Annotated in this window: 21 protein-coding genes; 10 read left to right on the forward strand and 11 right to left on the reverse strand. The window is 66.0% G+C overall.

The genetic code is table 11. The annotated features are described in order from the left end of the window. Positions 1 to 183: 183 nt before the first annotated feature. Both leuS and pabB read right to left on the reverse strand, forming a co-directional pair. Entirely contained in the window at positions 184 to 2,712 is a 2,529-nt protein-coding gene (leuS, locus tag ABFX56_RS02440; protein ID WP_428834386.1) for a leucine--tRNA ligase, read from the reverse strand. 38 nt (positions 2,713 to 2,750) lie between these two features. After that, positions 2,751 to 4,106 carry an aminodeoxychorismate synthase component I gene (pabB, locus tag ABFX56_RS02445; protein ID WP_346231691.1) on the reverse strand — a complete coding sequence of 452 codons (1,356 nt, stop codon included), beginning with the start codon at positions 4,104 to 4,106 and terminating at the stop codon, positions 2,751 to 2,753. 11 nt (positions 4,107 to 4,117) lie between these two features. Here pabB and ABFX56_RS02450 point away from each other — a divergent pair, with 11 nt between their 5' ends. Continuing rightward, positions 4,118 to 4,912, forward strand: a complete 795-nt coding sequence (locus ABFX56_RS02450) for an aminotransferase class IV (RefSeq protein ID WP_346231692.1) — start codon at positions 4,118 to 4,120, stop codon at positions 4,910 to 4,912. Then, positions 4,909 to 5,580 (forward strand): DedA family protein, encoded by a 672-nt coding sequence (locus ABFX56_RS02455; RefSeq protein ID WP_346231693.1) that lies wholly within the window; start codon positions 4,909 to 4,911, stop codon positions 5,578 to 5,580. Before ABFX56_RS02450 ends, ABFX56_RS02455 begins: the two co-directional genes overlap by 4 nt. Before the next feature lie 4 nt (positions 5,581 to 5,584). On the opposite strand, the gene ABFX56_RS02460 is transcribed toward ABFX56_RS02455, so the two are convergent. The 5 genes from ABFX56_RS02460 to ABFX56_RS02480 form a co-directional block, all read right to left on the reverse strand. After that, positions 5,585 to 6,511 (reverse strand): ABC transporter substrate-binding protein, encoded by a 927-nt coding sequence (locus ABFX56_RS02460; protein WP_346231694.1) that lies wholly within the window; start codon positions 6,509 to 6,511, stop codon positions 5,585 to 5,587. A 37-nt stretch (positions 6,512 to 6,548) separates the two neighbouring features. Continuing rightward, the gene (locus ABFX56_RS02465) at positions 6,549 to 7,265 is read right to left on the reverse strand and encodes an ABC transporter permease (protein WP_346231695.1); all 717 of its coding nucleotides are present in this window, start codon (positions 7,263 to 7,265) and stop codon (positions 6,549 to 6,551) included. Then, positions 7,262 to 7,945, reverse strand: a complete 684-nt coding sequence (locus ABFX56_RS02470; RefSeq protein ID WP_346231696.1) for an ABC transporter permease — start codon at positions 7,943 to 7,945, stop codon at positions 7,262 to 7,264. The genes ABFX56_RS02465 and ABFX56_RS02470 overlap by 4 nt, the downstream gene beginning before the upstream one ends. After that, entirely contained in the window at positions 7,942 to 8,775 is an 834-nt protein-coding gene (locus ABFX56_RS02475; protein ID WP_346231697.1) for an ABC transporter ATP-binding protein, read from the reverse strand. Before ABFX56_RS02475 ends, ABFX56_RS02470 begins: the two co-directional genes overlap by 4 nt. A 162-nt stretch (positions 8,776 to 8,937) precedes the next feature. Beyond that, positions 8,938 to 9,570 (reverse strand): TetR/AcrR family transcriptional regulator, encoded by a 633-nt coding sequence (locus ABFX56_RS02480; RefSeq protein ID WP_346231698.1) that lies wholly within the window; start codon positions 9,568 to 9,570, stop codon positions 8,938 to 8,940. Between the two features lie 197 nt (positions 9,571 to 9,767). On the opposite strand from ABFX56_RS02480, the gene ABFX56_RS02485 reads away from it, so the two are divergent. Next, entirely contained in the window at positions 9,768 to 10,811 is a 1,044-nt protein-coding gene (locus ABFX56_RS02485) for an App1 family protein phosphatidate phosphatase (protein ID WP_346231699.1), read from the forward strand. Between the two features lie 103 nt (positions 10,812 to 10,914). Then, positions 10,915 to 11,715: a siderophore-interacting protein gene (locus ABFX56_RS02490; RefSeq protein ID WP_346231700.1), complete on the forward strand. Its 801-nt coding sequence runs from the start codon at positions 10,915 to 10,917 to the stop codon at positions 11,713 to 11,715. 16 nt (positions 11,716 to 11,731) lie between these two features. On the opposite strand, the gene ABFX56_RS02495 is transcribed toward ABFX56_RS02490, so the two are convergent. Then, the gene (locus ABFX56_RS02495) at positions 11,732 to 13,117 is read right to left on the reverse strand and encodes a glucose-6-phosphate dehydrogenase (protein WP_346231701.1); all 1,386 of its coding nucleotides are present in this window, start codon (positions 13,115 to 13,117) and stop codon (positions 11,732 to 11,734) included. A gap of 160 nt (positions 13,118 to 13,277) precedes the next feature. On the opposite strand from ABFX56_RS02495, the gene ABFX56_RS02500 reads away from it, so the two are divergent. The 3 genes from ABFX56_RS02500 (at position 13,278) to ABFX56_RS02510 (ending at position 16,677) form a co-directional block, all read left to right on the forward strand. Continuing rightward, complete coding sequence (locus tag ABFX56_RS02500; RefSeq protein ID WP_346231702.1) at positions 13,278 to 15,125, forward strand: glycoside hydrolase family 15 protein; 1,848 nt, start codon at positions 13,278 to 13,280, stop codon at positions 15,123 to 15,125. A 140-nt stretch (positions 15,126 to 15,265) separates the two neighbouring features. Further along, positions 15,266 to 15,598: a hypothetical protein gene (locus ABFX56_RS02505; protein WP_346231703.1), complete on the forward strand. Its 333-nt coding sequence runs from the start codon at positions 15,266 to 15,268 to the stop codon at positions 15,596 to 15,598. A gap of 35 nt (positions 15,599 to 15,633) precedes the next feature. After that, a complete protein-coding gene (locus ABFX56_RS02510; protein WP_346231704.1) occupies positions 15,634 to 16,677 on the forward strand; it encodes an FUSC family protein in 1,044 nt (347 codons plus the stop codon). A gap of 8 nt (positions 16,678 to 16,685) precedes the next feature. On the opposite strand, the gene ABFX56_RS02515 is transcribed toward ABFX56_RS02510, so the two are convergent. Continuing rightward, entirely contained in the window at positions 16,686 to 17,186 is a 501-nt protein-coding gene (locus tag ABFX56_RS02515) for a hypothetical protein (protein ID WP_346231705.1), read from the reverse strand. Between the two features lie 40 nt (positions 17,187 to 17,226). On the opposite strand from ABFX56_RS02515, the gene ABFX56_RS02520 reads away from it, so the two are divergent. Continuing rightward, positions 17,227 to 18,204, forward strand: a complete 978-nt coding sequence (locus ABFX56_RS02520) for an NAD(P)H-quinone oxidoreductase (protein WP_346231706.1) — start codon at positions 17,227 to 17,229, stop codon at positions 18,202 to 18,204. Between the two features lie 16 nt (positions 18,205 to 18,220). Then, positions 18,221 to 19,117, forward strand: a complete 897-nt coding sequence (locus tag ABFX56_RS02525) for a UbiA family prenyltransferase (protein ID WP_346231707.1) — start codon at positions 18,221 to 18,223, stop codon at positions 19,115 to 19,117. Positions 19,118 to 19,144: 27 nt separating this feature from the next. On the opposite strand, the gene ABFX56_RS02530 is transcribed toward ABFX56_RS02525, so the two are convergent. Next, a complete protein-coding gene (locus ABFX56_RS02530) occupies positions 19,145 to 20,536 on the reverse strand; it encodes an MFS transporter (protein ID WP_346231708.1) in 1,392 nt (463 codons plus the stop codon). Positions 20,537 to 20,639: 103 nt separating this feature from the next. On the opposite strand from ABFX56_RS02530, the gene ABFX56_RS02535 reads away from it, so the two are divergent. Next, a complete protein-coding gene (locus ABFX56_RS02535) occupies positions 20,640 to 22,169 on the forward strand; it encodes a molybdopterin-dependent oxidoreductase (RefSeq protein WP_346231709.1) in 1,530 nt (509 codons plus the stop codon). Positions 22,170 to 22,357: 188 nt separating this feature from the next. On the opposite strand, the gene ABFX56_RS02540 is transcribed toward ABFX56_RS02535, so the two are convergent. Beyond that, the gene (locus ABFX56_RS02540) at positions 22,358 to 24,886 is read right to left on the reverse strand and encodes a DEAD/DEAH box helicase (RefSeq protein ID WP_346231710.1); all 2,529 of its coding nucleotides are present in this window, start codon (positions 24,884 to 24,886) and stop codon (positions 22,358 to 22,360) included. Between the last annotated feature and the right edge of the window lie 30 nt (positions 24,887 to 24,916).

A 24,916-nucleotide genomic window follows, 5' to 3' on the forward strand; every position in this document is an offset into this window, starting at 1 on the left:
TCGAGGGACTAGACGTCCCCGTCCCGCAACCCGTTTCACGGAGATTCTGTCCGGAACACCCGGATCGACTGGTAATTGGGGTGCCGGTGACAGTTTTTCCTTGAAACGGGTTTCTACCGGGCTGGATGATCCGGGCGGGAATGGGTGGACGAGGGGAGGGCGGGGCGGGGCGGGGGGGTACGGCTAGCGCACGACGAAGTTGACCAGCCGCGGGGCGCGGACCACCACGGTGCGCACTTCCGCCGCACCGATGTGCCGAGCCACGGACGGCAGGGCGCGGGCAAGCGCTTCCAGGTCGGTGGCGGCGATGTCCGGGGCGACCTGGAGCCGGTCGCGCACCTTGCCGTTGACCTGCACGATCGCGGTCACCGACTCCTCCACGAGGAGTGCGGGATCGGCGTCCTGCCAGCCGGCCAGGGCCACCGTCGGCTGGTGGCCGAGCTTCTCCCACATGTCCTCGGCGGTGTACGGCGCGAACAGGCTCAGTGCCACAGCGACGGCTTCGGCGGCCTCCCGCACCGCGGGATCCCCTCCCCCGACACCGGAATCGATCGTCTTGCGGGTGGCGTTGACCAGTTCCATGATTCTGGCGACGGCGACGTTGAACTTGAACGATTCGATGATGGCGGGAACTTCGGCGAGGAAGTGATGGGTGATCCGCCGCAGTGACGGGTCACCGGTCGTGGCGTCCACCCCCGGCTCACTCGTCACGTCTCCGGCCAGCCGCCAGGCGCGGGCCAGGAACTTCGCCGAGCCGTGCGGCGAGACGTCTTTCCAGTCGATGTCGTCCTCCGGCGGCCCGGCGAACGACATCGTGAGCCGCACCGCATCGACGCCGTGCTCCTCGAGTTGCTCGCTCAGCCGCACCAGGTTGCCCTTGCTCTTGCTCATCGCTGAGCCGTCCATGAGCACCATGCCCTGGTTGAGCAAGGCGCTGAACGGTTCGGTGAATCCGACATAGCCGAGGTCGTAAAGCACCTTGGTGATGAACCGGGCGTAGAGCAGGTGCAGGATGGCGTGGGTCACGCCGCCGACGTACTGGTCAACGGGCGCCCATTCGTCGACCTTGTCGCGCTCGAAGGGCTTGTCCGCGTCATGCGGGTTCAGGAACCGCAGGAAGTACCACGAGCTGTCCACGAACGTGTCCATGGTGTCCGGGTCGCGGCGGGCCGGGGTGCCGTCGATCGGGTTCGGCACGTTCACCCAATCGGTGGCCGCGCCGAGCGGCGATGTGCCGCGCGGCTTGAGGTCGAGTCCTTCGGTGGGCGGCAGCACCACGGGCAACTGGTCTTCCGGTACCGGGATCAGGGTGCCGTCGGCGCCGTGGATGATCGGGATCGGAGTGCCCCAGTAACGCTGTCGGGAAATCAGCCAGTCGCGCAGACGGTAGGCCTTGGTCGCGCGGCCTTGACCGGATGCGGTGAGTTGCTCCGTGATCTTCCGGATAGCGTCCGCCTTGCCGAGGCCGTCCAGGTCGCCCGAGTTGATCATCACGCCGGCACCGGCGAGCGCCACTCCGCTGTCGGCGGGGTCGGCGGCCGGTTCCTCGGCCGTGCCCGTGTCCACCACGACGCGTACCGGCATGCAAAACGCACGGGCGAAGTCCAGGTCGCGCTGGTCGTGGGCAGGCACCGCCATCACCGCTCCGTGGCCGTAGTCGGACAGCACGTAGTCAGCGGCCCAGATCGGTAGCCGCTCACCGTTGACCGGGTTGACGGCATACCGGTGCAGGAACACGCCGGTCTTCGGCCGGTCCGTGGACTGCCGTTCTATCTCGGTGATCTTCTGCACCTCGCCGAGGTAGTTGCGGAAGCTCTCCTGAACTTCAGGCGTGGATCCGGCCGCAAGTTCTGCCGCGAGCTCGGAGTCGGGGGCGACCACCATGAACGTCGCGCCGTACAGCGTGTCCGGGCGGGTGGTGAACACCGTCACCGGGTCGTCGCGCCCTTCGATCACGAAGTCGACGTCGGCGCCGACTGACCGGCCGATCCAGTTGCGCTGCATCGTCAGCACCTTGGCCGGCCAAGCACCCTCAAGGCCGTCGAGGTCATCGAGCAGCCGATCGGCGTAGTCCGTGATCTTCAGGTACCACTGCGTGAGCTTCTTCTTGACGACCATCGCGCCGCTGCGCTCCGACGTGCCATCCGCCAGCACCTGCTCGTTGGCCAGCACGGTGAGGTCCACCGGATCCCAGTTCACCCAGGAGTCCTTGCGGTAGGCCAGACCCTTCTCGTACATCTTGAGGAACAGCCACTGGTTCCACTTGTAGTATTCCGGGTCGCTCGTGTGCAGAACGCGGGACCAGTCGAACGAGGCGGCGTAGAGCCGCATGGTGCTCTTCTGCTGATCGATGTTGTCGTAGGTCCAGCCGCGCGGGTCGATTCCCCGCTTGATCGCGGCGTTCTCGGCGGGCAGCCCGAACGAGTCCCAACCGATCGGATGCAGCACGTTGTAGCCGCGCTGGCGCCAATACCGGGCGATCACATCACCGAGCGCGTACGCCTCCGCGTGCCCCATGTGCAGATCCCCCGACGGGTACGGGAACATGTCGAGCACGTACTTCTTCGGCCGACTGTCGTCGTCGGCGGCGGTGAACGGCTGCAGGGAGTCCCACACCGACTGCCATTTCGACTGGATCTGGGCCACGTCGTACCCGCCCGCGGCGTCCTGCTGCGCTGCCACGGTTTCCACGGATTCACGATCGTTGCTCACGGGACTCTCAATCACTCTGTTTCAGCCAGAATCCAAGATTACCGAACGCCGAGCACAGCGAGCAGCGCGGCGGCCTTGAGCTTGACCTCGGCCAGCTCGGCCTGCGGCACCGACAACGTGGTGATGCCTCCCCCGGCACCGACCGTCGCGCCAACCTCGTCGATCACAATGCTCCGGATGACCATGGCCAGCTCGATGCCGCCGTCACCGGAGAAGTAGCCGAACACGCCGGAGTAGATGCCGCGCGGGCGCCGTTCCAGTTCATCGAGCAGTTGTGTCGCGCGCAGCTTGGGGGCACCGGTCATCGACCCGGCGGGGAAGCAGGCGGCCACGGCGTCCAGCCCGTCCAACCCGTCCGCCAACTGACCGCGGATCGTGCTGACCAGCTGGTGTACCTGTGCGAAGGTCTCCACGGCCAGCAGGCTCGGCACACTGACCGAGCCCACGGCGCAGACCCGGCTGAGGTCATTGCGCATCAGGTCGACGATCATCAGGTTCTCGGCACGCTCCTTGTCGTCGCTGGCAAGCTCGCGCCGCAGCGCGGCGTCTTCGGCATCACTCGCTCCGCGCGGCCGGGTGCCCTTGATCGGCCGAGTTTGCACCACACCCTGCGGTGTGACGGTGAGGAACAACTCCGGGGTGGCGCTGAGCAGCGCAGTCTCGCCGACCCTGATCAGGGCCGAATGCCGGGTGGGGCTGGCTGCGCGCAGCGCCAGGTAGACCGCGAGCGGATCGGGATGGACATCGAGGCTGGCCTCGTTGGTGAGGCACAGTTGATAGGCGTCGCCGCGCCGGATGGCGGCCTGAGCGGCGCGGATCAGGCCCAGGTATTCGCTGTCGCTGTATGCCCAATGCACGGCGGGTTCCCCCGCCGGGCGGGATGGTTGATGTACCTGGGTGACGGAATCGGTGTCGATACCGTCCAAGACGGCCACGGTGCGTTCCCGCCAGTCAAGGACCTCCCCGCGCCACTGGTCGGCGAGCGCCATCAACGACACGGTGCCTGAGCCGTGGTCGAACACCACGACCCGGTCGGCGTAGAGCAACGCGGCATCCGGATGTCTGCTCCGGTGAGACACCGGCACGCCCATCGTCTCTCCGCGCCGTTCGTAACCGAGCCAGCCGACCCAGCCGAGCCGGAACGCCGCTTCGGTCGGTTCGGACCCGACCGGCGGTGATCCGCCGGCCAGTTCGGCGCGCAGGAATGCGAGCACCGACTCGTCGTCGCGAGGAACGAAGATTCGCGACGACGACCCCAGGTAGCTTCTGCCGCTCGTCGCGACACTGCCGCTGTCCAACCAGAAGCAATTCGTGTCGCCGCCGTGCAAGGCCACGAACGCGTCTTCCGGATCGATCCACCGCCGATATTCAGTTGTGAGAACGCGGCGCCGCATACCCTAACCCTATGACCATGCACTCCTGCCTTCTGTGGGCTTCCGACCGGTTCGAGCAGGACGAAGTCGCCGGTGAGGACGTGACGGTGCTGGCGGCCGATTCCTGGTTGGTCGCGGAGGGTCAAGTTCTCGCCCTGGAGTTGCACAGGGCACGGTTTTTCGCCGCCTTCACCCCGGAGCAGCGCGGCCGACTTCGGCTCGACGAGTTTTGGGCCGCGTCCCTTGACCGAATCCCGCTCGCCGGCGACTGGTTCCCCCGCGTGGAGTTGCGTCAGGCCGGTAGGATTCAGCGGCTGGCGTTCCGGCTGCGGAGCGCGCCGCCGCTGGGCACGACGCTCACCGCGCTCACCCACGATGGCCACGACCCGCGGCGCCGACCCAGCATCAAAGGACCCGACCTCGCCACACTCGGGCGCCTGCGCCGTGATGTCGGTGCGCGAGGAGCAGACGAGGCGATCATCCTCAATGAGGCCGGCGCGATCGTGGACGGCTGCTCCACCGCGATCCTCTGGTGGCGCGGTGACACGCTGTGCGCGCCACCGACGCACTTCGCCCGTGTGGACAGCGTGACGGCGAAAACGCTGGTTGCCCTTGCCACCGCTGTGGGCAGCGGGATACGGTACGAGGCGGCTCAGCCACGCGAACTCGACGCTCTGGAGGTGTGGGCAGTGAACGCCCTGCACGGCATCCGCACGATCACCACCTGGATCGACGGACCAGCGATGCTCGGTCCGTCGGCCCGGGCGTCCGCCTGGCAGGCCAGGCTGGATGCGCTGGCCAGGCCGCTGCGGCCGCCGCGCCCATGAACGACGCGCTGAGCTGGATCCTCAACCTGATCCAATCGGTCGATCCACTGCTGCGATCCACCCTGGCCGGCACGGGGATGTTCCTGGAGACTTCCGTGCTCGTCGGTCTCGTCGTCCCCGGCGACACCGTCGTGTTGGTGGCCAGCACCGCGGTCGCCGGCCTGCCGGAATACCTGGTGCTGGTGGCCATGGTGATCGTCGGATCGCTCAGCGGGGAAAGCGTCGGTTTCGCCCTCGGACGTTATTTCGGACCGAAGATCCAGGCCAGTCGCCTGGGGCAGCGCTTCGGCGCCCAGCACTGGGCGCGTGCCGAGCGCTACATCGACCGACGCGGCGGCATCGCCGTCTTCATCTCCCGATTTCTGCCGGTCTTCCATTCGCTGGTACCGCTCACCGTCGGGATGAGCACGATGCGATACCGCAAATTCCTGGCCTGGACCGCTCCCGCCTGCGTGCTGTGGGCACTGGCGTACATCTCGGTGGGGTGGGCAGCCGCCGACAACTTCAGGAGCATGTCAGGCCAACTCCACTTCGCCGGCTACGTGTTCGTCGGGATCATCATCGCGTTCCTGCTCCTGGTGGTCCTCGCCAAAAAGATCTTGGCCGGGCGCGAGGCGCGCCACATGGACCACCAGGCAGGAGGCGACGAGAGCCGGGCAGAAGACTGAGCCGTTACTTGACCAGTCCGGTGTCGGCCAGCCACGCCTTGGCGATGTCCTTGGCCGACTTTTTGTCGTTGACGCTCTGGGAGTTCAGCTCCACCAAAACGCTCTGCGACAGCTTCGCATCCACCTTGTCGAGCACGGCCGTCGCCTTGGCGTCGACCTTCTTCGACACGACAGGAGCGACGTTGTCGGGAAAGAACAGTCCATCCGGATCGGCCAGAGCCACCAGGTCGTTCGACTTGATATTCGGGTCTGCCGTATAGATGTTGGCCAATTGGATCTCGTTGTCAACGAGCGCCTTGACCGTCAGCGGTCCGCCACTGTCCTCCACTGCTTTGAACCCCACGGTGGTGATGCCGTACTTCTCTTTCAACGCGGTCGGGCCGTAGGGCCGCGTCTCGAGCTCCGAGTTACCGCCGACGATGATCGGCTCTGTCACGTTCTTCAGCGACGCGATGTCGGTGAGGTTGTACTTCTTCGCAAACGCGCGGGTCACCGTCCACGAGTTCTGATCGGCAGCTTCAGCCGGCTTCAACACCGACAGGCCCTTGGGCAGAACCGAGGTGAGGTCCTGATAGACGGCCTCCGGCGTTCCGCCCTGCGCTGACTTGTTGAGTGCTTGGTCAAGGCTGCCGATGTATTCGGGGAACACGTCGATCTTGCCTGCCTCGATTTCCGGCAGGTACACCTCGCGCTGACCGATCCGGAAGTCGCGTCGGATGGTGTATCCGGCGTCTTCCAGCGCCTGCGCATAAATCTCGGCGATCACCTCGTTGGAGTAGTAGTCCTGCGAGCCGACGACGAGCTCACCGCCGCCGGACGCCGAGGATTCGGTGGCCAGGGGATTACCCGATGCGCACCCTGAGAGGGCTACTGCGGCCCCCACCACGACGGCGCCGATAGCGGCGAGTCGGCCTTTTCCTGCTGTGTACATAACAGAATTCCTTACCTGTTGGGGATGATCACGTTGATCACCCGAGTGTCGAGCGAGACCGGAGTGGCCTCGTCCGGACGACCTGGACACTGCCGGCGGAGACTCCCGCCGGCACCACGATGCGTTGAAGCACGCTGAACACTACCTCGGAGAGCATCGCAAGCACGATGACGACAATCGACCCGGCGAGCATCTGCGGATAATCGTTGGTCTTGAGGCCGAGGAACAGAAAATGGCCGAGCCCGCCTGCTCCGACGTAGTCGGCCAGGGTGACCGTGGAAATCACCTGCAGCGACGCCGAGCGGAGCCCGCCGATGAGCAGCGGAAGCCCGAGCGGGACTTCGACCTTGGTCAGGGTCTGCCACTGAGTCATTCCGACCGACCTGGACGCATCGATGGTGCTGCGGTCGATCGCTTCGAACCCGGCATAGGCACCCGCTAGCACCGACGGAACCGCCAGGACCACGAACGCGATGAACGGCGCCTCCAGCCCGATCCCCAGCACCAGCGCGAGGATGATCATCAGGCCGAGGGTAGGCAGCGCGCGCACCCCGCCGGACAGGGCGACGGTGAGCGTCCTGCCCCGCCCGGTATGGCCGACAAGATAGCCGACCGGAATCGCAATGACTGCCGACACCACGAGCACCTCGACGCTGATGAGAAGGTGTTGGAGGATGCGGGTGTCGATGCCGTTGACGCCGCCGTAGTGGGAGCCGTCGAAAATCCAGCCGATCGCTTCCAGGAAGAAATTCATGCGACCGCCGCCGCGCGGCCGGAGGGTACCGCGGCGCGGCCCGGTTTGGCCACCCGGGTCCACGGCATCAGGGCCCGGCCAATCAGCACCAAAATCAGATCCACCGCCAGTGCCATGGCGATCGTGAACACGATTCCTGCGGCGATCTCCTCGGGGATGTTGCGCTGGAACCCGTCGGTGAAGAGGATGCCGAGGCTGTCGATGCCCAGCACCGCGCCCACCGTGGTCAGGCTGATGGTGCTCACCGCTACAACTCTCAGCCCGGCCAGCAGCACCGGTCCGGCCAGGGGTAGCTCCACTCGCCAGAACCGGGCTCGGCCGGAGAATCCGACTGCGGTAGCCGACTCCCGTATGTCAGCCTCCACCGACGCCAGCCCATCGGCAGTCGACCGCGCCATCAGTGCGATTCCGTACACCGTCAGCACGACCACCACGTTGAGCGAATCCCGAAGTCCCGTACCCAGGACCAGCGGTATCACCAGGAAGAACGGCAGCGACGGGATGGCGTATAGCAGCGCTGCGGCGGAGAGCACGAGGCCCCGGCTGACGGCGAAGCGGTTGGCGGCCCAGCCGATCGGAATGGACAACAGAAAACTCAGGACGATCGGCGGCACCGCCGTCGCCAGATGCACCAGCGTGAGCTGGCCGATCAGTTCGAGGTTGTCGAGAACCCAGTTCACCGCACCGCGCCGTCCGGTTCGCGTACCAGCACACCGGCCGCGCGCCCCTCGCTGTCGACGACGATGTCACCTCTGGACGTTTTCCGGATGCTCAGCGCCCGTTTGCCCTTCCGCACGCCGATGAAGTCCTCGACAAAACTGTTAGCCGGCGCGGAGATGATCTCGGTGGGCGAGCCGACTTGAGCGATCTTGCCGCCCGCCTCGAGGATGACCACCTGGTCCCCGAGCAGAAACGCCTCGTCGATGTCGTGGGTGACGAAAACAACGGTCTTGTCCAATTCCCGTTGCAGCCTGATCAGTTCTTGCTGCAGCTCCGACCGCACGATCGGATCGACGGCCCCAAACGGTTCGTCCATGAGCAGGATGTTGGGATCGGCGGCCAATCCTCTGGCCACTCCGACGCGCTGCTGCTGCCCGCCGGACAGTTGACTCGGGTAGCGGGTGGCCAGCGACCGATCCAGACCGACGGTGTCGAGCAGCTGCAGGGCATTTTCTCTGGCCACCCGTCGCGGCACACCGCTGATCATCGGCACGGTCGCGACGTTGTCGATCACGGTGAAGTGCGGCAGGAGTCCGGAATTCTGCATCACGTAACCGATACGGCGGCGCAGTGCTACCGGCTCCAGGGTGGAGGTGTCCTCACCGTCGATCTCGATGGTGCCGGCCGTGAGGTCGACCATCCGATTGATCATCCGCAACAGTGTCGTCTTGCCCGACCCGGACGAGCCCACGAACACGGTCGTCTTGCGCGACGGGATCACCAGGCTGAAATCATCAACCGCGACAGTCCCGCCCGGGAAGGTCTTGGAAACGGACCGGAATTCGATCATGAATGGCTCATTCCTCTCGGGCGCCCGAGAATCGACACTTGCCACTGGGTCAAACGCTACCCGGAAGCCGGCTTATTCCCTCGTGTTCCGGCGCCCGCGCCAAAAGACACGGCGCCAAACGACAACCGTCGGGTCAATAGCGGCGCTTCGGCCCGCCGTTCGCTACGCTCCTGCCGGCTCGCCGTAGTGGCCGACGAGGTAGCTGCGAACGACAGCACGGGCTTCATCGATGTAACGGGGTTCGCCCTTGCGATTGGTTGCGAAGGCACGGGCCAACAGCGAATCGGCGATGGTTACGGCCACCTCCACTCGTACCCGCAGCTCGTCGTCATCCGGCAGTCCGTAAGTCGACGCCAACACCGACGCGATCTCTCCCGACATGATGCTGTTGCCGCTGCGATCATCCGTCGCCGGATGCACGTCGATGACGTCCCCGAACCGCAGGGAACGAAAACCGGGGACGGATCGGAAAGCGTTCACCGCGTCGTCGAACACGGTGCTGACCGCCTCCCACCAGTTCTCGCGAACCGGCTCGGTCAGTGACGGCCGAATGCGTTGCACGAATTGGGCCAGCGAACGGGCAGCAAGCGATTGCAGCACAGCGATGCGGTCCGGGAAATACCGGTACACGGTACCGATTGACGCGCCGGCGCGCTCGGCGACCATGGCCGTGGTGAGGCGTTCAAATCCTATTTCATCGACGACTTCGGCCGCGGCGTCCAGTAAGGAAGTCAGGCGGGCTGTGCTCCTCGCCTGCACGGGTTCATTCCGCAATAGGGCTGTTGCTCCTGGCATTGGTTCTCCCCAATCGTGTGGGCAATTCGGCCTCATCCTTACTAGAGGAATAGTACCGTGGACAACCCTTCGAAGACGCGCTCTTTTGTCACTGAACCGGCTTTCTAAGATATTTCTCAGTATCTGCTGTAGGCTTCGGACCCGCGTCCGCTCCTCCCACAGAAAACCTGGCAGCGCTCTCGTGAAAGACTTGACCCATGACTTCCGCCCGCAAATCGTCGCGAGGCCCATCGGGAGCCCCTTCACTACCTCATTTCGCAGCGCGCATGGAGGACCGATTCCACGCCTTCCGTGAGAAGCGGGCCCGCAAACGCGGCCTGACGTCCGCCGTGATTGCCTATACCGGTTACGGCGCTCCGGGCTGGGTTCGGGTACTGTGCCGCGTGCTGCTGGCCAGGCCCGGCGCGACGGATGACCGTTCCAAAAAGATCCGCGGATGGCGCAGTTTCACCAGCGTTCCGGTGAACGACGTCGCCGTCACGGTCGACATCGGCGGCACGGAGCACCGGGTCACCGCCGACCGGGGTGGAGTCGTCGACGTCGTCCTGGAATCCGCCTTGGCCCCGGGATGGCACACCATCACGGTGCGCACCGACGAGTCGGAAGCGATCGAGTGTCCAGTGTTCATTGTGGATCCGGCGGTGGGGTTCGGAATCGTCTCGGACATTGACGACACCGTCATGGTGACGGCGTTGCCACGGCCGCTGCTGGCGGCGTGGAACACATTCGTGCTCGATGAGCATGCCCGCCGCCCGGTCCCCGGCATGGCAGTACTTCTGGAGCGATTGACCCGCTCGCATCCGGGTGCACCGGTGATCTACCTCTCCACCGGCGCGTGGAATGTCGCACCAACCCTCACTCGTTTCCTGTCCAGGCAGTTGTACCCAGCCGGACCGCTACTGCTCACCGACTGGGGGCCAACGCACGACCGCTGGTTCCGAAGCGGCCGTGACCACAAGCGGGAGAGCCTGGCCAGACTCGCCACCGAATTCCCGGGTATCCGTTGGTTGCTCGTCGGTGACGACGGGCAACACGACGAAGACACCTACGGCGAGTTCGCCGACGCACATCCGGACAGCGTGTCGGCCGTGGCCATCCGACAGTTGTCGAACAGTGAGGCGGTGCTCGCCGGCGGCCGCAGCAGTGCCGAAGAACGGCGGAAGGGCAATGAGGCATGCTGGGTGTACGCGCACAACGGCGCTGGATTGGCCAAGCGTCTCGCCGATGTGGGGTTGCTTTAACGATTCCCGTCCGGTGCGGGAACGGGATAGGCTGTCCGGTCAGAGCTGGTTGCCGGCTCGCCTTCGACGTCAGTCAGCCTGTCCGATCCCCAGGAGACACTACTTGATTCATTCTGATCTGCGTGTACGTCACGACCCCGCCACCCGCACTCTGTCCGTTGCGCGAACGACGCAGTTGACGCCCGGTTTTGTGCGGATCACCCTGGAGGGCGCGGAGCTCGACGGTTTCACCAGTGTCGGCCCGGCCGATCACGTCAAGGTGACCTTCGGGGGAATCGGCGGCGCCGACCAGGCGCACGCCGACGCGCAGCAGGATGCGGTGACCCGCGATTACACCCCGAGGCTGTTCCGCCCCGGCACCGGGGATACTCTCCCCCAGCTCGACCTGGATTTCTTCGCCCACGCGGGAGTCGGCCCGGCAACCCAGTGGGCGCGCGGTGCCGCCGTGACGGACACCGTCACCGTGCGCGGGCCGCGTGCGTCACGGATGGTGCCAGCCGGGATGAGCCGGATCATTCTCGTCGCGGACGAGTCGGCGCTTCCCGCGTTCGCCCGCTGGATCGAGCTGGTTCCCGAATCGGTGGAGATCCTGGGGCTCGTGGAACTCGAGAACGAAGCGGACGCCGCCTACCTGGACCCCGCGCACGTGAACCGTGCACGCGTGGTGTGGCTGGACAAGTCGACGTCGCCGCTCGAGCGGGCGCTGCGCAGTTTGGGTCCGATTGACGACAACACCCACGTCTGGGCGGCCGGGGAAGCGACCACGCTCATTCCGATCCGCCGGTACCTGCGCCGAGAATTGTCTCTCGCCGCCTTCAGAGTGAAGGTTGACGGTTACTGGAAGCGCGGCGAGGCCGGCCGAAACCATCACCTGCCGATCGATCCGGCCGACCCCGAGGACTGACTGCCACCGGGACGACTCAATCGAGCCCCGGCGTCGATGTCCACGATGCAGGGCCCGCCGAACCTGCCGGGTACTCGTCGATCGGCACCTCGTTGTTCTTCCAGGCGGCAAGGATCGGCGTGACGATGCGCCAACACTCTTCCACCTCGTCGGCACGCACCGACAAGGTGGGGTCATCGCCCATGATCCCGGAAAGCACCTCACCGTATGGCGGTAACTCTCCCGGTGCAAGTCCGGTGCGCAGTCGCACCCGGTCGAGTGTCAGCGGGTCACCCTCGCCGTTGATGCGAATACCCAGTTCGATTTCGTCCGGACCGAGGCCGATGCGTAGCTGAGACCTGCCGGGAGGGCCGGAGAACCCGCCGGGCAGATGCGGCACGTCCTTGAAACTGATGACGATGTCTTTGCGGGTGTCGCCCAGAGCCTTGCCCGAGCGCAGCACGAACGGAACCCCGGCCCAACGCCAGTTCTCCACCCCGAATGTGACTTCCGCGAGGGTCTCGGTGTGCGCATCCGGGTTGACGCCCGGTTCGTCGGTGTACGACGGCAGCGACCGGCCGGCCACGGAGCCCGCCGTGTAGCGGCCCCGCCGGCTTGCCGTCCTGGCGTCGCCGCCCCAGATCCGGGTGGCTCGCAGCGCCTGCGCCATCGATCCCCGAAGGTCGCCCGCGTCGATACTGGACGGCGCTTCCATGGCCACCAACGCCAACACCAACAACAGGTGGCTCTGAATCATGTCGATGAGCGCGCCGGCCTTGTCGTAGTAACCGGCCCGGCCCTCCAGGGCGAGCTGTTCGTCGAAGAAGATTTCAACCTTGGCGATGTTGTCGCGGTTCCAGACCTGTTCGAACACCCGGTTGGCGAATCGCAATCCGAGCAGGTTGAGCACGGTGGATTTTCCGAGGAAGTGGTCGACGCGGTGCACGCTGTCCTCGGGGATCATGGTGACCACCGTGCGGTTCAACTGCGTTGCGCTGTGAAGATCGGTGCCGAACGGCTTCTCCATACCGAAAACGGAATGCTCTGGCAGTGTCACCTTCTTCATGGCTGCACAACTGGCGATCGTGACCGCGGGCGGCAACGCGAAGTAGAACGCCGGAACTCCCGAGCAGGCAGCAAAGACCCGCTTCAGGTCGTCCGGATTCGTCACATCCGCCTGTACGTACCGGGCGGCATCGGCCACCCGCCCCGAACCCGCCCCGGATGCCCCGGCCGACGCGAAGGAGGTTCTCACCTCGTCGCGCCACTTGTCGTCCGAGTACTCGCGTGTGCCGACGCCGATCAGCTGGAAGCCGTCGTGCCGCTCGTGATCCAGCAGTTGGCCGAGGCCCGGCAGAAGCAATCGTTTCGTGAGGTCCCCCAGCGCGCCGAAGATGACCAGTGTTGTGATGTTCTCACTCATCGGCCCAGCGTAACTCGGCGGCCTGGGACCGCACAGTGCTTAATCACGCATCGGCTTAATCACCCACAGCGCCTGATCACCCACAGCGCCTGATCACCCACAGCGCCTGATCACCCACAGCGCCTGATCAACTGCCGGGTACCGGTGTAACAATGAGGGAATGGCGATGCAGATAGAGGATTACGCGCTGATCGGCGACTGCCACACCGGTGCCATGGTCGGGCGCGACGGGAGCATTGACTGGTTGTGCCTGCCCAGGTTCGACTCGGCGTCTACCTTCGGAGCTCTGCTCGGCGATACGGACCACGGCCGCTGGTTGCTGGCTCCCGAGCACGGCGTCGTGAGTACCAGCCGGCGTTACATCGAGAACACGTTTGTGCTGGTGACCAGGTGGGTGACCGACACCGGCGAAGTCGAGGTCACCGACTTGATGCCGTTCGGTGATCGACGTGCCGATCTGGTGCGCCGCGTCGTCGGAGTCAGCGGCTCGGTGGATATGACGCAAGAGTTGCGCATCCGGTTCGGCTATGCCGCGGCGTTGCCGTGGATCCGTCAGGTGCCCCAAGAGCACAACTTCGCGATCGTTGCTGTGGCCGGACCGGATTCGGTGATCATCCGCGGTCCGAAACTGACCGCTGACGGTCACCGGCACGTGTCGCATTTCACCGTACACGCGGGTGAGACTGTGGACATCACGATGACCTGGTACCCGTCGCACCGGCAGCCGCCGCCCGCACCGGACGTCTCGGCGGGCATCACCCGCACCGTCGACTGGTGGCAGGACTGGATCTCCTCGTATGTCACGTCGCCGTACTACGACGACGAGGTGCGCCGGTCACTGCTGGTGCTGCGGGCGCTCACTCACGAGGACACCGGCGGGATTGCCGCCGCGGCGACGACCAGCCTGCCCGAACAGTTCGGCGGAATGCGCAACTGGGACTACCGGTACGTCTGGTTGCGCGACGCGTCGCTGACCCTCAACGTGCTGCTCAATCACCGCTTCGCCGAAGCAGCGAAGGGGTGGCGCGGCTGGCTCTTGCGGGCCATCGCCGGGGACCCGGCCGATGTGCAGATCATGTACGGTCTGGCCGGCGAGCGGATGCTCATGGAACTTGAGCTCACCACCCTGCCCGGCTACCGCGGCGCCTCACCGGTGCGGGTGGGCAATGCGGCATACAAGCAATACCAGGGCGACGTGTTCGGCGAGGTGATGGTGGCACTGCAGGCGGCCCGCGAACTGGGCGTCGAGGAGACCGAATTCTCCTGGCCGCTGCAACGGGCTTTGATGAGCTTCGTCGAGAAGAACTGGCAGCGCCCCGACAACGGAATCTGGGAGATCAGGGGTCCGCAGCGCCACTTCACCCACTCCCGTGCCATGCTCTGGGCCGCGTTCGACTGTGCGATCAGCGCCGTCACCGACTACGGGTTGGATGGCCCTCTCGAGCGTTGGACCAAGATCCGCGACCGTATCCACGACGAGATTGAAGAACACGGCTTCGACAAGGACCGTGGCACCTATACGCAGTACTACGGAAGCCACGGCGTCGACGCATCGCTGCTGCAACTGGCTCAAATCGGCTATCTGAAGCCGACGGACCCACGGATGCTCGGCACCGTTGCCGCGATCGAGGCGGACCTGCTGCACGACGGTCTGTTGCTGCGCTACCGCAGCGAATCCGGAGTGGACGGATTGCCGGCGGGCGAGCATCCGTTCCTGGCCTGCTCGTTCTGGCTCGCCGAGCAGTATGCACGCAGCGGACGTCTGGACGACGCCCACGAGCTGATGGACCGGTTGGTGGGCTTCGCCAACGACGTCGGCCTGCTCAGCGAGGAATACGACGTCGCGGGGCGGCGGCAGGTGGGAAACACGCCGCAGGCGTTCTCGCATCTCGCGCTCGTGCGCGCAGCCGATGCCCTGTCCTACGCCCACGATCCGAACGCAGACTCGTCTCAGCGGCTGCGCGGTCCGCTGCCTCCTGCGCAGACCGAGCCGGCCGCGACGAGCTAAACGGCCGCCGAGCTTGACCCCCAAACCAGGGGTCTGCTAAGTTTTCCTTGGGATTTGGTGCCTGCCCCCCCTAGCTTTGCCAGATCCTCAGCTCCCGTACCCCGACGAGAGTGTTCCTTACCCGAGAGGAACGGCACGCAATGTCTGCTGCCTTACCCGCTGACTCCGCAGTGCTCCAGACGATTGCGATGCCACTTTCGGTGACCATCATCGTCGCGGCGTTGGCGCTCGTGGCCGTTGCCGTCTACGTACGACAGCTTCGTACCTCGTCCAGGCTCACGGTCGTCACCGGGAGCGTGAGCGCAGTCGGCGCCGCACTGGTGCTCGCCGTCGCGCTGTTCATCAGCGTGTCGCTCGGGAACGTGTCCGCGGCCACCGCGGCGACGAATTCCGATGCTGCCAGTATTGCGCCGGCGGCCGCGCCGCTACCGATCACCGACGACTTGGACGGGTTCCAACTGCCGACCAGGTAGAGTGCCAGGCGGCGCCATCGGACTAGCCTGGTGCGATGCGACTGACCAGTTCTTTGCGTGCCTCCTCGCGTAGTCCGCTACTTCAGGTGCTCAAAACGTCGCTCGCCTCAGTGGGCGCCTGGGTGCTCTGCGTGGTGCTGCTGAACCAGCCGATACCGATCTTCGCCGCCATCGCGGCGCTCCTCGTCGTTCAGCCGAGTGTGAACCTTTCGCTGGCGAAGGGTATCGAGCGCAGCCTCGGCGTGGTCATCGGTGTGATTCTGGCCAGCGGAGCCACACAGTTGTTCGGCCACGCCATGTGGGTCGTCCTCGCGATCATCGTGGTGTCGTTGCTGCTGGCGTGGGCGCTCCAGCTGACGCCGGGATCGAGCGTGCAGATTCCGATCAGCGCGATGCTCGTCGTGGCGATGGGAGCGCAGACTCCCGGATACGCGGCCAGCCGGGTGCTGGAAACGGTGATCGGCGCCATTATCGGACTCATCGTCAACGTCGTGGTGGTCCCGCCGGTGCTGTTGGCGCCGGCGCACGACTCGGTCACCCGACTCGCCGACGGCATCGCGACGACGCTGGAGCGCCTCGCCGATGGTTTGCATTCTCGGCGGAAGGCCGACGTATTCGAGACGATACTCGTCGATGCGCGCGATTTGCGGCGGCTGAAAGACGCGGCAGGCAACGACATCAGCAAGGCGAGCGACAGCCTGATGCTCAACCCTCGCAGCGCGAAACACCGGGACGTTCTGGAGCAGGACAAGGACTTCCTGGCCGCATTGTCAATCCTGGTGACGCGCGTGCTCGGCGTGGCCCGCGCTATCCGCGACCATTACGACGCCGGGTTGAGCGATGACCCTGTGGTGCGATCCGTCGCCACCGAACTGTCCAGGGCAGGCCACGATCTGCGCCTTCTGGCCCGCGAACGCTCGGATGCCGCGGGAACCAGCCGTACGCCGGTTACTGCCGAACTTCCGGCGCTCACGGCACCCCTGCTGATCGAAAACCCGCATCCGGACCACTGGATACTGATCGGCTCGCTCATGGAGGACCTGCGCCGAATCCGGGAAGTCATCACCGGCGATACTTGACCGGAGTGTCAGCGGCGACGCCGTGTGGCGGGTGCCGTCAGGTCGAACCAGGACAGCCGCGCGAATTCCTCGGGGCTGAGGCCGAAGTTCTCGTGCTGGTGCCCGATGACGCCGCGCAGGTTGGGGACTATTCGGCCCTGCCGCACAAGCACGTTGATCCCGGCCTGAGTCGCCCTGGTCTTCGCGAATCGCACGACCACGATCGCCTCATCACCGCTGGCGCCGACCACCCACCATTTGCTGGGGAATAGCTTGTGCAGGCGCCGGTCCCGGCCGACGAACACACCACGGTGCCACGTCGCGACAGCGCTGACCCTGGTGGTTTCGCCACCGGACGAGGTGTAGGCCACGGAGTGCAACAGGCTCACTGGGCGCTTTGGCACCGGCTCATAACTGATGGTGGGCATCCTGCGATCGCCCCTGAGCCAGACCGGCAGATTGGACGCGCCGAGATACCAGGTGCCACTGAGCACGGACACGAGGGCACGAGGATCCGATTCGGGCGGCATTTTTCCAATCTAGCCCGCAAGACTGGCATACCGTTGAGACATGTTGGCTGTCACGATTCCACGGTTCGGATCCGCCGAAGTGCTCACCCTCGCCGAACTGCCCGATCCGGTGCCCGCCGATGGCGAGTTGCTTATCGAGGTGGCCGCCGCCGGGGTGAACCGCTCGGACATCGGTCAACGCCAGGGGAGCTATCCCCCGCCTCCCGGGGCACCGGAATGGCCGGGTCTGGAGGTCTCCGGCACCGTCGCAGCGCTCGGCCGATCGGTGAGCAGCTGGTCCGTCGGCGACCGGGTGTGTGCCCTGTTGGGCGGAGGCGGATACGCCTCCCTGGCGGTGGCTCCCGCGGCCCAGGTGCTCCCCGTTCCCGACACCGTCGATCTGGTGGACGCGGCGGGGCTGCCGGAGGCTCTGCTGACGGTGTGGTCGAACGTGTTCCAGCTGGCCAGGCTGACGGCCGGCGAAACCCTCCTGGTCCACGGCGGTTCGAGCGGCATCGGCACCATGGCGATCCAGTTGGCGCGCGCGTTCGGCGCGCGCGTCGCGGTGACCGCGAGCACGCGGGAGAAGCTGGAGTTCTGCCAGCAGCTCGGCGCGGACATCCTGATCAACTACCGGCGTGAGGACTTCGTGGAGAGCGTGCTCGCCGCGACCGACGGCGCCGGGGCCGACGTCATCCTGGACCCGATCGGCGGCGGATACCTGGCCCGCAATCTGGCCGCACTGGCCCGCCGAGGTCGTCTGGTGGAAATCGCGAATCAAAGCGGCGAACCCGGAGAACTCGACATCCGAACGCTCATGGGCAAGTGGGCCAGCATTTACGGAACGACGTTGCGGGCCAGGCCGTCGTCCGAGAAGGCCGACATCGTGGCGAGCGCGCTGGAGCAGGCCTGGCCGTTCGTCGCCACCGGCCAGATCGTTCCGGTGATCGACAGCCGGATGCCGCTGGCCGAGGCGAGCGCGGCGCATGAACGGCTGGAATCCTCCGCGCACATCGGCAAGGTGCTGCTGCTGCCCTGACAGCTAATCTGTCACCGTGCCGCACACCACGCAGAACCCCGCATCCCTGCCGAGGCGAGCGCCGCATCCGGTGGTGGCGTTCGCGCTGGCCACACACCCCGGCCCCACCCTGATCGTCACGGCGGTGGCCGTGGTACTGGGAGTGGCGGTCGGACTCGACGCGGGCCGGCTTGTCCTGCTCGCTGCGGCGTTCCTGAGCAACCAGGCCTCGGTGGGCCTGTCCAACGATTGGCTCGACGCGGCCAGAGACCGCGCCGTCGGTCGGGCCGACAAGCCGGTCGCCCTGGGCTGGATCAGCGCGACTGCGGTGCGCAACGGGGCGTTCTATTGCGCGGCGGCGGCGGTGACGTTGACGCTGCCATTGGGACTCACGGCCACCGTCACGCACACCGTGTTCATCGCCTCGGCGTGGGCCTACAACCTCGGTCTCAAGAGCACGCCGCTGTCGGTGCTGCCGTATGTGGTCAGTTTTGGGCTCCTGCCCCTGATCGTCACGCTGGCCTTACCCGAGCCGGCGATGGCCGCGTGGTGGGCGATGGGTATGGGGGCGATGCTCGGGGTAGCCGCCCATGTCACCAACGTTGTCCCCGACCTGGACGACGACCGCCGCACCGGCGTGCGGGGCCTGCCGCACGTCCTCGGCAGAGTGTGGGGCGGGGTGGTCACCTTTCTGGCGCTTGTCGCGGCAGCGGTGCTCGCCGCCGCCGGGCCGGGGCTAGCTGCCCGGGGCGAGTACGCCGGGTGGGTGGACCTGCGCTGGGTCGGGCTGTTGGCGACACTGGTGATCGCCGCGCTGGGTATCGTCCTCGTGGTGACGCGGCCGCCGAGCCGCTTCTTGTTCCGGTTGATCATGGCCGCGGCGCTGATCGATGTGGGCGCGCTGGCATCCTCGGGCTCTCGCTTGCTGGGTTGAACGGTCACCGCGTGGTGACCGCGGCGGCTATGCGGCCGGTGCTGCCGGCTCCGCTGCCGGTGCGGTCCTGGGCTGCTTGACGGGGTTGCGGATGCCGACCGCGGAGATCAGGCCGCCAAGGATGAGCAGTGCCGCGGTGACGATGAGGCCGCGGTGGAATCCCGCGACGTCCAGGGTGGTCCCGGTCATGATGCCCAGCATGGCGATCGCGACGAGGCCGGCCACCCGGGCGACCGCGTTGTTGATGGCCGAGCCGATGCCGGCCTGGCGTTCGCTGATCGCCCCGAGGATCGCCGAGGTGAGCGGCGCCACGGTGATCGCGAGGCCGAGCCCGAAGGCCAGCATGCCGGGCAGCAGCTGTGTCCAGTAGTTCACCTGGGCCGTCATGCTGAGCATCAACACGTAGCCGACGCCGCCGAGGATCGGGCCGACGGTCATGAACAGTCGTGGACCGAACCGCGCGGACAGGGTGCCGAAGAAGGTCGACAACACCATCAGGATGATGGTGGGCGGCAGCACCGCGAGCGCCGCCATGGTGGCCGAGTACCCGGCCACCTGCTGCAGGAAGATGACGACCAGGAATCCGCCGAGGGACAGGGCGCCGTAGACAGCGGTGGTCGCGAGGTTGCCCATCGCGAAGTTGCGCACGCGGAATAACTCCAGTGGCATCATCGGCGCCGCGGCGACGTGCTGGCGCCACAGGAACGCGGCGAAGGCGAGGACGCCGATGACCATCGGCAGGTAGATGGCGGGGCTGGCCCAGCCGTAGTGACCCTGTTCGATCAGTGCGTAGACCGGTCCGCCGATTCCGATAACGGCGAGCACCGCGCCGAGGTAATCCACGCTCACCCCCTTCTCGCGCACGTCGTGCTGCCGCAGGATGACTAACAGCCAGATCGTGACGGCAATCGGTAGCACGTTGATCGCGAACACGAGCCGCCAGCTGACCAGGTCGACGAAGGCGCCGCCGATCAGCGGTCCGACCAGGAAGGCGACGCTCGTCCAGCCCGTCCAGGAGCCGATCGCCTTGCCCTGCGCCACTCCGCGGAAATTGGACATGATGAGAGCGAGCGAGCTGGGCACCAGCAGCGCGCCGGCAATACCCTGCAGTCCTCGGGAAATGACCAGGAATTCGGGTCCTGGCGCCACCGCGCACAGCAGCGAGGTCACGCCGAAACCGAGAAGACCGAACCGGAGAACGGTGATCCGCCCGAAAACGTCGGAGAGCGAGCCGGCGACGAGGATCAAACTGCCGAGCGTGATCAGGTAGGCGTCCACCACCCACTGCTGAGTGGTCAGTGCGCCGCCCAATTCTCGGCTGATGGCCGGCAGCGCCACGTTGACTACGGACCCGTCCAGGAACGCCACGAAGGAACCGAGGATCGCAATCGCGAGCACGAGGCGTTGTTGTTTCGTCATACCGCCATTCTCACTCTTTCTATGCGGGCCACCGGAAAGGAAAATCGTGCGCTTGGGTATTTTTCCGTCTAATACTTCTACGCTGGAACATCATGGATGCGCGATGCGCCTGACCCGGGCGACTCTTGAGCGAGCCGCTCTATCCGGAATCGCCGCGGCCGTCGCCGGTCTCGGCGTTGCCGAGTTGGCGGCTGCGCTGGTGGCCAGTACCTCCAGTCCCCTGTTTGTGGTCGGGTCCTTCGTCATCGACTTCATGCCCGGTGCGGTCAAGGAGCTCGCGATCTCACTTCTAGGACACGCGGACAAGCCGGTGCTGATCGCGTCGCTCGCGGTGCTGGTCGCCGCCTTGTCCGCCGTCGCGGGCATCCTGGAGTTACGCCGTCCGCCGTTCGGGCGAGTGCTACTGGTGCTGCTCGCGGCCGTCGCCGCCACCACCGCGATCACCCGCGCGGATGCCGGGGTGCTCGCCTTCGTGCCCGGGGCGGTGGCCGCACTGGTGTCTGTCCTGGTGTTGTCCTGGTTGATGGGCCGACTGCGGAACCCCGACACGCCGCCAGGCCCGGCCGGTGGTCTGGCGCGCCGCGGATTCCTCACCGTGGTCACGGCGACGGCCGGTGCCGGAGTTCTCGCCCTGGCGGTGGGACGCGTGCTCGGCGCAGGTTCACAGGTGGCCGTCAAGGCGCGGGCGCTGTTCACCCTGCCGGGTGCGGCTGTGGACGCGACGCCGCTGCCGGCGCCACTGAACGTGACGGGCATCACCCCGTTCATCACGCCGAACGCGGCGTTCTACCGTATCGACACCGCCTTGCAGGTTCCCAAGCTGAACCCAGACGACTGGTCGCTGACCATCGATGGGATGGTCGATCATCCGTTCACGCTGTCGTTCCACGAACTCATCGCCCTTCCGCTGGAAGAAAGCCGAACCACCCTGGCCTGCGTATCCAACTACGTCGGCGGCAACCTGATCGGCACCGCCACCTGGCTGGGTTATCCGATCCGCAGGCTCCTGCAGCGTGCCGGTCCGCGGCCGGATACCGACATGGTGCTCTCCACCAGTAGCGACGGCTTCACGGCAGGCACGCCGCTGACCGCCCTCACCGATGAACGAAACGCCATCCTCGCGGTGGGGATGAACGGCGAACCGCTGCCGTTCGAGCACGGCTACCCGGTGCGGATGGTTGTTCCCGGGCTGTATGGCTACGTGTCGGCGACGAAGTGGGTGACCAAGTTGAAGGTGACACGGTTCGATCGGGACACCGCGTACTGGACTCACCAGGGCTGGAGCCCGCGCGGCCCGGTCAAGCTGTCTTCCCGAATCGACGTGCCCGCGGCGGGTGCCACGGTGGAAGCGGGCACAGTAGCGGTGGCCGGTGTGGCCTGGCGCCAGCACGTCGGAGTTTCCGCCGTGCAGGTGCGGGTGGACGACGGGCCGTTCCGCGACGCCGAACTAGGCGCGGTGGAGTCGGCCGATACCTGGCGGCAATGGGTGTACCGCTGGCGGGCGACCCCCGGAAGACACACCATTACCGTGCGGGCAACGGATGCCAACGGTGCCGTGCAGACGGCTCGCGTCGCGGACGTGGTGCCCGACGGTGCCACCGGCTTGCACAGCGTCGAGGTCACGGTCACCTGACCTCCGCCGCAACGCTTGCACTCCTCCGGTGGTCGAGCCCGTCGAGACCCCCACAGGAACCTCGCCCGATTTCGACAAGCTCAATCACCGGGCAGAGGGTCACTCACGGGATTTCGACAAGCTCAATCACCGGGGAGATGCTCAATCACCGGGGAGAGGCTCAATCACCGGAAAAGGAAGCGGAGGGGTCAGAGACGATTGACCGCAGTGACCTGCACAACGGCCACCCCCGCTTCCACGGATTCGGCGAGATCCACCGTGGCGCTGATGCCCCAGTCGTGATCACCCGCCGGGTCGGCGAAGATCTGCCGCACCGTCCACGATGTTGCACCCTCGTCCATCATGATCATCGCCGAACTACGGGCATCCGCATCGGTGCCGATCCACTCGTGCTCGCGGAAGTAGTCCTGCAGGGCATCCGCCCACGCGTCGGCGTCGAAGCCGCTCTGTCCGTCCAACTCGCCGAGGGTCTCGTAGTCTTCCAGCGCCGCGAGCTGGACTCTGCGGAACAGTTCGTTGCGCACCAGAATGCGGAACGCCCGGATGTTGGAGACCACGCTACGCGGAGCGGGCGGCACCACCGGCGCATCCGGTCCGGCTAACACAGTCGGGTTGATCAGCTGCTCCCACTCGTCGACCAGGCTCGAGTCCACCTGATGCACGAGCTCACCGAGCCATTCGATAAGATCCAGCAGTTCCTCGTTCTTCGCCTCCGCCGGGATGGTCTGCCGAGCGGCCCGATACGCATCGGATAGGTAGCGCAGCACCAGTCCTTCCGACCGGTTCAACTTGTAGAACCCGATGTACTCATTGAAGGTCATCGCCCGCTCGTACATGTCCCGCACCACCGACTTCGGGCTGAGCTCGAAGTCGCCCACCCAGGGTTGGGAAGCCCGGTAGGTCTCGAAGGCTGCCTCGAGCAGTTCCGCCAGGGGCTTGGGGTGGGTCACCTCCTCGAGCAGCTCCATCCGCTGGTCGTATTCGATGCCCTCAGCTTTCATAGCGGCGACCGCTTCACCGCGTGCTCGGAACTGCTGAGCGGAGAGCACGGGCCTGGGGTCGTCGAGGGTCGCCTCGAGCACCGAGACCACATCCAGCGCATAACTGGAGGCGCCAGCCGCGCCCTCAGGATCGAGCAAGTCGAACACCGCGAGCGCGAACGGTGACAGCGGCTGGTTGAGGGCGAAGTTCGGCTGCAAATCGACGGTGAGGCGGATGCGGGTGCGCCCCTCGGCATCCGTCGTCTGTTCTACAATCCCCGCGGTGCGCAGCGTGCGGTACATGGCCAACGCCTGACGCAGCAGTTCGAGCTGCCGGTGCCGCGGCTCGTGATTGTTCTCGAGAAGTTCGCGCACCTGAGTGAATCCGTCGCCGCCGCGGGCGATGACATTGAGCAGCATCGCGTGGCTCACGGTCATGCTCGAGGTGAGCTTTTCCGGTTCGGCCGCGACCAGCCGGTTGAAGCTCGGCTCCCCCCAGGAGACGAAACCCTCCGGAGCATGCTTGCGCACGATCTTCCGCCGCTTCTTCGCATCATCACCGGCCTTGGCCACCGACTTCAGATTCTCCACCTCGTGCTCGGGCGCCTGCGCCACAACGGTGCCGGCCGTGTCGAAGCCTGCCCGTCCCGCGCGTCCGGCGATCTGGTGGAATTCCCGTGCGTTCAGTTGGCGCATCCTGGTGCCGTCGAACTTCGTCAGCGCCGTCAACAGCACCGTGCGAATCGGCACGTTGATGCCCACCCCGAGCGTGTCGGTGCCGCAGATCACCCGCAGCAGCCCGCGCTGCGCCAGCTGTTCGACCAGGCGCCGATACTTAGGCAGCATCCCGGCATGGTGCACCCCGATGCCCGAGCGCAGCAGCCGCGACAGGGTTCTGCCGAAGTTGGTGGTGAAGCGGAATGCGCCGATTTCGGCCGCGATCGCGTCGCGCTGCTCGCGGGATACGATTTTCACGCTGGTCATCGCCTGCGCGCGCTCCAGGGCGGCCAACTGGGAGAAGTGGACGATGTAAATCGGCGCCTGGCCGGTCGCCAACAGGTCTTCGACCGTCTCGTGCACCGGGGTCGTTGCGTAGGAGAAGTTCAGCGGCACCGGACGATCGACTCCGGTGATGACGGCGGTTTCGCGCCCGGTGCGGTTCGTGAGGTCGTCCGCCAGCCAGCGGATGTCGCCCAGCGTCGCCGACATCACGATGAACTGCACCCGCGGCAAGGTGAGCAGCGGCACCTGCCAGGCCCAGCCGCGTTCCGGATCCGAGTAGAAGTGGAATTCGTCCATCACCACCTGGTCGACGGCGGACTGCTCACCGTGCCGCAACGCCACGTTCGCCAAGATCTCCGCCGTACAGCAGATGATGGGCGCATCCGGGTTCACCGACGAATCTCCGGTGACCATCCCGACCCGCTCGGCGCCGAAGATGTCGACCAGGGCGAAGAACTTCTCCGACACCAACGCCTTGATCGGTGCCGTGTAGTAGCTGCGCTTACCCTGCGCCAGCGCAGTGAAGTGCGCGGCCACGGCGACGAGGGACTTGCCGGTGCCTGTCGGCGTGGACAGGATGACGTTCACGCCGGTGACGATCTCGATGATCGCCTCGTCCTGGGCCGGGTAGAGCGTGATTCCCCGGCCGAGCGCCCAGGCAACGAACGTGTCGTAGGCGAGGTCCGGGTCGAAGGCCTCCCCCGGATGTTCCGGGTAGCAGAGGGAGGCGGGCATAGAACAACCTTACGGTCGGCCGCCGGGCCG

It is taken from the genome of Parafrigoribacterium mesophilum (assembly GCF_039652555.1).
GTDB lineage: Bacteria > Actinomycetota > Actinomycetes > Actinomycetales > Microbacteriaceae > Parafrigoribacterium > Parafrigoribacterium mesophilum.

Excerpts from the sequence above, each read along its gene's own strand:
- ABFX56_RS02450 (WP_346231692.1), top strand. The coding sequence starts at position 4,118 with ATGACCATGCACTCCTGCCTTCTGTGGGCTTCCGACCGGTTCGAGCAG.
- ABFX56_RS02505 (WP_346231703.1), top strand. The coding sequence starts at position 15,266 with ATGTCTGCTGCCTTACCCGCTGACTCCGCAGTGCTCCAGACGATTGCG.
- ABFX56_RS02475 (WP_346231697.1), bottom strand. The coding sequence starts at position 8,775 with ATGATCGAATTCCGGTCCGTTTCCAAGACCTTCCCGGGCGGGACTGTC.
- ABFX56_RS02480 (WP_346231698.1), bottom strand. The coding sequence starts at position 9,570 with ATGCCAGGAGCAACAGCCCTATTGCGGAATGAACCCGTGCAGGCGAGG.
- ABFX56_RS02510 (WP_346231704.1), top strand. The coding sequence starts at position 15,634 with ATGCGACTGACCAGTTCTTTGCGTGCCTCCTCGCGTAGTCCGCTACTT.
- ABFX56_RS02460 (WP_346231694.1), bottom strand. The coding sequence starts at position 6,511 with ATGTACACAGCAGGAAAAGGCCGACTCGCCGCTATCGGCGCCGTCGTG.
- ABFX56_RS02520 (WP_346231706.1), top strand. The coding sequence starts at position 17,227 with ATGTTGGCTGTCACGATTCCACGGTTCGGATCCGCCGAAGTGCTCACC.
- ABFX56_RS02540 (WP_346231710.1), bottom strand. The coding sequence starts at position 24,886 with ATGCCCGCCTCCCTCTGCTACCCGGAACATCCGGGGGAGGCCTTCGAC.
- ABFX56_RS02485 (WP_346231699.1), top strand. The coding sequence starts at position 9,768 with ATGACTTCCGCCCGCAAATCGTCGCGAGGCCCATCGGGAGCCCCTTCA.
- ABFX56_RS02500 (WP_346231702.1), top strand. The coding sequence starts at position 13,278 with ATGGCGATGCAGATAGAGGATTACGCGCTGATCGGCGACTGCCACACC.
- ABFX56_RS02465 (WP_346231695.1), bottom strand. The coding sequence starts at position 7,265 with ATGAATTTCTTCCTGGAAGCGATCGGCTGGATTTTCGACGGCTCCCAC.
- pabB (WP_346231691.1), bottom strand. The coding sequence starts at position 4,106 with ATGCGGCGCCGCGTTCTCACAACTGAATATCGGCGGTGGATCGATCCG.
- ABFX56_RS02495 (WP_346231701.1), bottom strand. The coding sequence starts at position 13,117 with ATGAGTGAGAACATCACAACACTGGTCATCTTCGGCGCGCTGGGGGAC.
- ABFX56_RS02455 (WP_346231693.1), top strand. The coding sequence starts at position 4,909 with ATGAACGACGCGCTGAGCTGGATCCTCAACCTGATCCAATCGGTCGAT.
- ABFX56_RS02515 (WP_346231705.1), bottom strand. The coding sequence starts at position 17,186 with ATGCCGCCCGAATCGGATCCTCGTGCCCTCGTGTCCGTGCTCAGTGGC.
- ABFX56_RS02535 (WP_346231709.1), top strand. The coding sequence starts at position 20,640 with ATGCGCCTGACCCGGGCGACTCTTGAGCGAGCCGCTCTATCCGGAATC.
- ABFX56_RS02530 (WP_346231708.1), bottom strand. The coding sequence starts at position 20,536 with ATGACGAAACAACAACGCCTCGTGCTCGCGATTGCGATCCTCGGTTCC.